The sequence below is a fragment of the Jatrophihabitans sp. genome (assembly GCF_036388195.1).
Lineage (GTDB): Bacteria > Actinomycetota > Actinomycetes > Mycobacteriales > Jatrophihabitantaceae > Jatrophihabitans_A.
The window spans coordinates 1-5,741 of record NZ_DASVSG010000158.1; the positions used below are offsets into that span (position 1 = coordinate 1).

The 5,741-nt window shown below is 72.4% G+C and carries 5 protein-coding genes and 1 pseudogene; 3 read left to right on the forward strand and 3 right to left on the reverse strand.

What is annotated here, in order from left to right; genetic code table 11:
- The 3 genes and pseudogenes from VF612_RS15965 to VF612_RS15975 all read left to right on the forward strand — a co-directional run.
- A pseudogene (locus VF612_RS15965) lies at positions 1 to 364 on the forward strand (1-acyl-sn-glycerol-3-phosphate acyltransferase); the annotation flags it as partial.
- Between the two features lie 69 nt (positions 365 to 433).
- On the forward strand, positions 434 to 2,146 hold the full coding sequence (locus VF612_RS15970) for a hypothetical protein (RefSeq protein ID WP_408660840.1): 1,713 nt from the start codon (positions 434 to 436) through the stop codon (positions 2,144 to 2,146).
- Positions 2,147 to 2,247: 101 nt separating this feature from the next.
- A complete protein-coding gene (locus tag VF612_RS15975) occupies positions 2,248 to 2,715 on the forward strand; it encodes a Fur family transcriptional regulator (protein ID WP_408660841.1) in 468 nt (155 codons plus the stop codon).
- 80 nt (positions 2,716 to 2,795) lie between these two features.
- On the opposite strand, the gene VF612_RS15980 is transcribed toward VF612_RS15975, so the two are convergent.
- From VF612_RS15980 to VF612_RS15990, 3 genes are all read right to left on the reverse strand, one after another.
- Entirely contained in the window at positions 2,796 to 3,062 is a 267-nt protein-coding gene (locus tag VF612_RS15980) for a hypothetical protein (RefSeq protein WP_408660842.1), read from the reverse strand.
- Positions 3,063 to 3,077: 15 nt separating this feature from the next.
- Positions 3,078 to 3,332, reverse strand: a complete 255-nt coding sequence (locus VF612_RS15985; protein ID WP_408660843.1) for a hypothetical protein — start codon at positions 3,330 to 3,332, stop codon at positions 3,078 to 3,080.
- A gap of 14 nt (positions 3,333 to 3,346) precedes the next feature.
- Positions 3,347 to 5,741 (reverse strand): WD40/YVTN/BNR-like repeat-containing protein (locus VF612_RS15990; protein WP_408660844.1); only part of this gene is annotated, 2,395 nt, incomplete at its 5' end.

Here is a 5,741-nt window from a genome sequence, read left to right on the forward strand (position 1 = left end):
GATGGCAGCCGCCGCCGGGATGCCGTTGCTGCCGACGGTGATCTGGGGATCGCAACGGATCTGGACCAAGGACCACCCCAAGCGGCTCGGACGAACCAGGACGCCCATCATCCTGAGCGTCGGCGCCCCCATCCCGGCCAGCCGCAAGGACGATCCGCAGATGGTGCTGCACTCGCTGCGCAAGGCGATGACCGAGTTGCTGCACGCCGCCCAGGACGCCTACCCGCCGCTGACCGGCGACGATCTGAAGTTCCTCCCGGCCAGGCTCGGCGGTACGGCGCCGACTCCGGAGCAGGCCGAGCAGCTGGACCTGGCCGAGGCCGCCGCCCGGGCGGCCAGGAGCCCCGAAGCCCCGTCGGAGTAGGCCGAGCAGCTAGCCCGGATCAGCCGTCAGGAAGGCACGTCGTCCAGCACGCGCACTAAACTGCAGACGGTGACCAGCCGGCAAGATCTCGAGCGGGCGGTCCCGCGCGAGCTGCCTCCGGCCGGGCTCATCCAGCCGGCCTCGCCGCCCCGCCGGTTCCCGACCGGACTGGCGCTGCGGATCCTGACCGTTCTGGCCCTCGTGCTGACCCCGGTCGCGGCCGGCCTGACGGCGGTGTCCTGGGCGCCGCCGGCCACGGTGACCGACGCCGGCCTGGACGGGTTGAGCGCCCAGGTGGACCTGCAGGTCGGCGGCAACACCGTCGAGATCGACTCAGGCCTGCTCGGCGGGCTGCGCCGTCCCGGCCCGGTGGTGCTGGGCAAGCACCTCGGCATCGACATCCGGCCCACCGCCCTCGACCTGACCCTGTTCACCGCCAGCGGGTCGCTGGACCGGACCACCATCGATGTGGCGGGCCACCTGTTCGCCGACGAGCAGGCCCGCCAGCAGGAGCTGGAGAAGGTTACCGCCGCGGTGCTGCGCTACTACGGCACGGTGGGCTTCGGCACGGCCTACCTGGTGGCGATGCTGGAGATCCTCGGCTACGCCTACCTCAAGCACCGCCGCCGCGCGGTGGCCGGGTTGGGTCCGCAGCAGCGGGCAGCCGTCCTCGATGACCGCCGGCCCGAACGAGCCGCCGCCCGGCCGGCGGCGATCGTGGCGATGCTGGCGGTGCTCATCCCGGCGGGCTACCTCTGCTCGCCGCTGTCGGACCAGCACCAGCCGGTGGTACCGGACCAGCGGCTGGAGCAGACCTTCCTGGCCGGCTGGCAGATCACCGGGCCGTTCAAGCACCTGATCGGGCAGGCGGCCACCGCCATCGACTCGCTGAGCAAGAGCGAGCGGGCCTTCTACGACCGGGTCTCGGCCAATCGGGATGCGGCGTTCGAGGCCCGGTTCGGCATCCCGACGCTGCCACGCAACCCGGCAGTGATCCGGATCGCGGTGCTCGATGACCTGCAGGGCACCAGCGGCATGGCCCGGGTGGTCGGCGAGAGCGCGCAGCACGTCTCCGCGGACGCGATCGTCAACCTCGGCGACCTGACCGCGACCGGAACCACCCAGGAGTCCTACCTGTCCTACCTCAAGAGCTACACCGTGGACGTGCTGGCGCACTACGCGGGCGACGTGCCGGTGTACACCTCGCTGGGCCGGCATGACACCCCGGCGGTCGCCGCGTACGCCAAGAAGGTCCACTTCTCGGTGGCCGGCGGCGACGCGCAGAAGATCGCCGGCGCCAGCTTCCTCGGCGCCAACAGCCCCTACGTCGTCAACTTCGGCTCAGCGGCCGAGCTGATCGACCCGGCGATCACCACCGAGGTGGTCGCCACCGGGCTGCGCGAGGCGGCCTGCGACGACCCGCCGCTGGCCGTCTACGCCCACGACAAGGAACTGCTGGGCGAGGTCGCCGGCAGCGGCTGCGTGCCGATCGTGATCGGCGGCCACGACTACAGCGGCAGGCCGAGCGCCGAGGTGGCCACGCCGGACGGTGTGGTGCGCACGATCATCGTCGGCAGCACCGGCGGCCACGGCGAGGGCGACGGCCTCGGTGGCCTGTCCACCCCGCGCAACAACGCGCCGTTCGTGCTGCTGACCATCGACCGGCGGACCGGTGCGGTGACCGTCGACACCGTGACGGTGCATCCGGACGCGGCGGTCACCATGGCGACCACCAACCTGACGCCGCTGACCGCCGAGCAGCTGGACCGGCTCGGCGCATGATCTCCCCGCCGCCCACCCAGGCGCGGCGGGGATAGGGGACACTGGTGCGCGGCAACGGCCGAGCCGGCGCAAACGCCCGGGAAGTCGCAGGAGGAGGGGCCATGACGGCAGGACGGACAGGTCACCCTGCGCCGGCCGGTCCGCCGGCGACCCGGCTGCGCAACACCCGCCAGGCCGAGGCGCTGGAGTCGATCATGCGCGAGGCGGACGGCTTCCGGACCGCTCAGGACCTGTTCGCCGAGCTGCGCCGGCGTGGCGACCGGATCGGCCTGACCACGGTGTACCGGCACCTGGCCATGCTGGCCGAGCAGGGCAGCGCCGACGTGGTGCACACCGCCGACGGCGAGTCCCAGTACCGGCTCTGCGGAGTGCCGGCCGGGGCTGGCGCGCCGGCCGAGGATCACCATCACCACCTGGTCTGCCGGCAGTGCGGACGCAGCGTCGAGGTCAGCGGGCCGGAGGTCGAGGCCTGGGCCGAGCGGGTCGCGGCAGCCGCCGGTTATACCGAGGTCAGCCACACCCTCGAGGTGTTCGGGCTCTGCCCGCAGCATTCGACCAAGGCAGGCTAACTCCCGCCCGGCAGAGCAAGGCCGTCAGAGCGAGGCCGTCAGAGCGAGGCCGTCAGAGCAAGGCCAGCAGGGCAAGGCCGTCAGAGCGAGGCCGGCGCCCCGCCGGCGGACCGGGCCTCCGTCGGCCGGCCGGCGCCGACCTGCGGGCTGGGAGCGGAGGCCGCGGGCGCCGCATGGCGCTTGCCGGCCGGTGGGGGCCCCGCGGGCGCCGGGCCGGCGTTGATGGCGCCACTGGCCGCCGCCCGCGCCGCCACCTCGGGCGGCGGCTGTGCCGGGCTCGGCGGCAACGTGGGCGCTGCGGCGTCCGGGACGGTTTTCCGTCCGCCGGTGCGAATGATGATCTCCATGCGAACACTCCGGAGTCAGGTGAGGACGGCGAACCGGCCTTCGAAGTCGACCGGGACGGTGGTGAGGTTGGTGACGGTGATCCAGTAGGTGCAGTGTCCCTCGTCGCCCCGCTCCACGGCGACGTCCCAGTCCAGCTGCGGCGCCCCGGGTTGGACGGTGGTCGGCATCACGTACCAGACGACGTGCCACTCGGCGGGCCAGCCGAAGGTGAAGAACTGGTCGCTGACGCCGGCGGCGACCGTTCCGGTCCATTGAATGCCTGTCCACATGGCTCTCGCTCCTGTTAGTAGCGGCTCAGTACGCAGTAGCGGCCTTCGAAGCTCACCGGGTCGGCGGTGAGGTTGGTGACGGTGATCCAGTAGGTGGCGAACTCCGCGGTCCCCCGTTCCACCTGGGTCTTCCAGCTCACTTGGGCAGCGCCCGGACGCTCGGTGGTGGGCGCCACCGTCCAGATCACGTGCCAGGTCGCCGGCCAGCCGAAGCTGAACCAGCTCTGGGTCTCGTCGCCGGCCAGCTCGCCGGTCCACTGGGTGGCGCAGACCGGCTCGGTCATCCAGCCGTCCACCGGGATCTCCCAGGCGCCGCGGCTGCGCAGCCCGGCCCGCAGCACCCGCGCATGCGGGTGGAACAGCAGGTCCCCGACGTAGGCGTTCGGCAGGCCGGCGGCGAAGGTTGTCCAGCTGGCCCCGCCGTCCCGGCTCTGATAGACCCCGAGCGATGCCGACACCCAGCACCGCTCGGAGTCGGCCGGGTCCAGCGCGAGAGCGGTGATCGGCAGGTTCGGCAACCCCGCCGTGCAGTCCGTCCAGGTGGCTCCGGCATCGTCGGAGCGGTAGACCCGGCCACCGTCGATCCTGGAGTAGGTGACCCACAACCGGGCCGGGTCGCCCCGATCCACCTCGATGTCGCTCACCGCGGCGTCGGCGCGCGGGGTGGCGAGGTGGGTGAGCGGCGCCCACGCCCCATTGGACCAGCTGGTCCGCAGGATCCGGCCGTCGCCGAGGCCGACCAGCACGGTGTCGGGGTCGGGGATGTAGCAGCCGCTGGCGCTGGCCGGCGTCGGATAGGCGAGCCGGGTCCAGCCGGTGCCGTTGTCGCGGGAGACGTAGAGCGCCTGGCCGGCCATGGCGATGGTGTCGCCGTCGGTGGCGCTGGTCTCGAACGGCGGGTAGAACGGGCTGCCCTCGCCCAAGGGCACCGGCGGCGAGATGTCGGTCCAGCTGTCCGGGCCGCCACCGGTGGTCGAGCGCTCCAGGTTCATGTTGTAGTAGGTGTGGAAGACGATGGACGGGTTGGCGCGGTTGACCCCGCAGTCCCCGCCATCGCCGTCGGCGACGTGCTCCCAGGTCATTGATCCCTGCCAGCGCTCGGTGCCGTTGTCCTGGGTGCCGGTGATCAGCCAGCGCGATGTCCCGATGGACTGGCCGAGGTACTCCAGCTCGGAGATGATCAGGCCGTTGTTGCGATGCAGCCAGTGGATGCCGCGATCGGGGCTCTGGTACAGGCCGCCGTCGTTGCCCACGTAGAGCATGTCGGGGTTCGCGGTGTCGAAGGCGATGGCGTGCTGGTCGGGATGGATCGAGTCCCCGGTCGGCTTGCTCGCGATGTCGAGCCATGACCAGGCATCGCCGGCTCGGGCGCCGCGGTGGACGCTGATCGCGCCGCAGTAGATCTGGTTCGCGTCGTCGGGCGCGACCGCCAGGAACCAGTCGTACCAGGACTGGCCGGTGGACACGTCCGGCGGGACGGTCTCGGAGGCCCAGGCGCCGCCGGATCGCCGCCACAGGTAGGCGGTCGGCTTGTCGTCGGCATCGAACGGCGCGCCGGATCCCCAGGCGTAGGCGATGGCCGGGTCGGACGGGGCGACCGCGACGGCCAGCCTGGTGAACTCCGCCGGGGCGCCCGGCAGCGTCACCATGCTGTAGGTCACCCCGCCATCGATGGACCGCAGCAGGCCGTCGGCGACGCCGGCCAGGATCTCCTCCTGGGTGACGGCCAGCGTCCAGCTGACCGCGCCGTGTCGCGGCACCCAGCTCAGGCCACCGTCGATCGAGTCGTAGAGCCCGCCGGTGGTCGCGGCGACCAGGTGCCGGCCGTCGACCGGATCGACCACCAGGTCGTGAAAACCCTTGCCCACGAAGGGATCGGCACACAGCTGCGCCCAGCTGGTCCCGCCGTCGGTGGAGCGCAGGACACCGGCGCCGAGCAACCACCAGAAGTTGCCCTCGCCGAGCCCGCAGTACACCGTGGCCGGATCAGCCGGGTCGAAGGCCAGCGCGCCGACCGCCAGCGTCGGGGCGTCGTCGGTGCGCGGCGCCCAGCTGTCGCCGCGGTCGAAGCTCTCCCAGACACCGCCATTGCCCGCCCCCACCAGGACATGGGCCGGGTTGGACGGGTCGACGGCGATCGCCGAGACCCGGCCGGAGACGTTCACCCTGGCGCTGCCGTAGGTCTGGCCGTCCGGCACGGTCCACGGCCCGAGCGATCGCCATTCCGGCGCGCTGGCAGCCGCCGGCTCGTTGAGGACGGCCGCGGCGCGCATCAGGGTCCTGGCGGCGTTCTCGGACGCTTCAGGCGCCGGCGCCTTGCCCGCCGGCCGGGCGGGCTGGGGGACGGCCCGCTCGACGTCGAAGGCGGCTGGCTGGGCCATCGCCCGGGGCAGCGTGATCAGGGTGTCA

Coding starts and splice junctions, on each gene's coding strand:
- VF612_RS15980 (WP_408660842.1), bottom strand. CDS start 3,062: ATGGAGATCATCATTCGCACCGGCGGACGGAAAACCGTCCCGGACGCC.
- VF612_RS15975 (WP_408660841.1), top strand. CDS start 2,248: ATGACGGCAGGACGGACAGGTCACCCTGCGCCGGCCGGTCCGCCGGCG.
- VF612_RS15985 (WP_408660843.1), bottom strand. CDS start 3,332: ATGTGGACAGGCATTCAATGGACCGGAACGGTCGCCGCCGGCGTCAGC.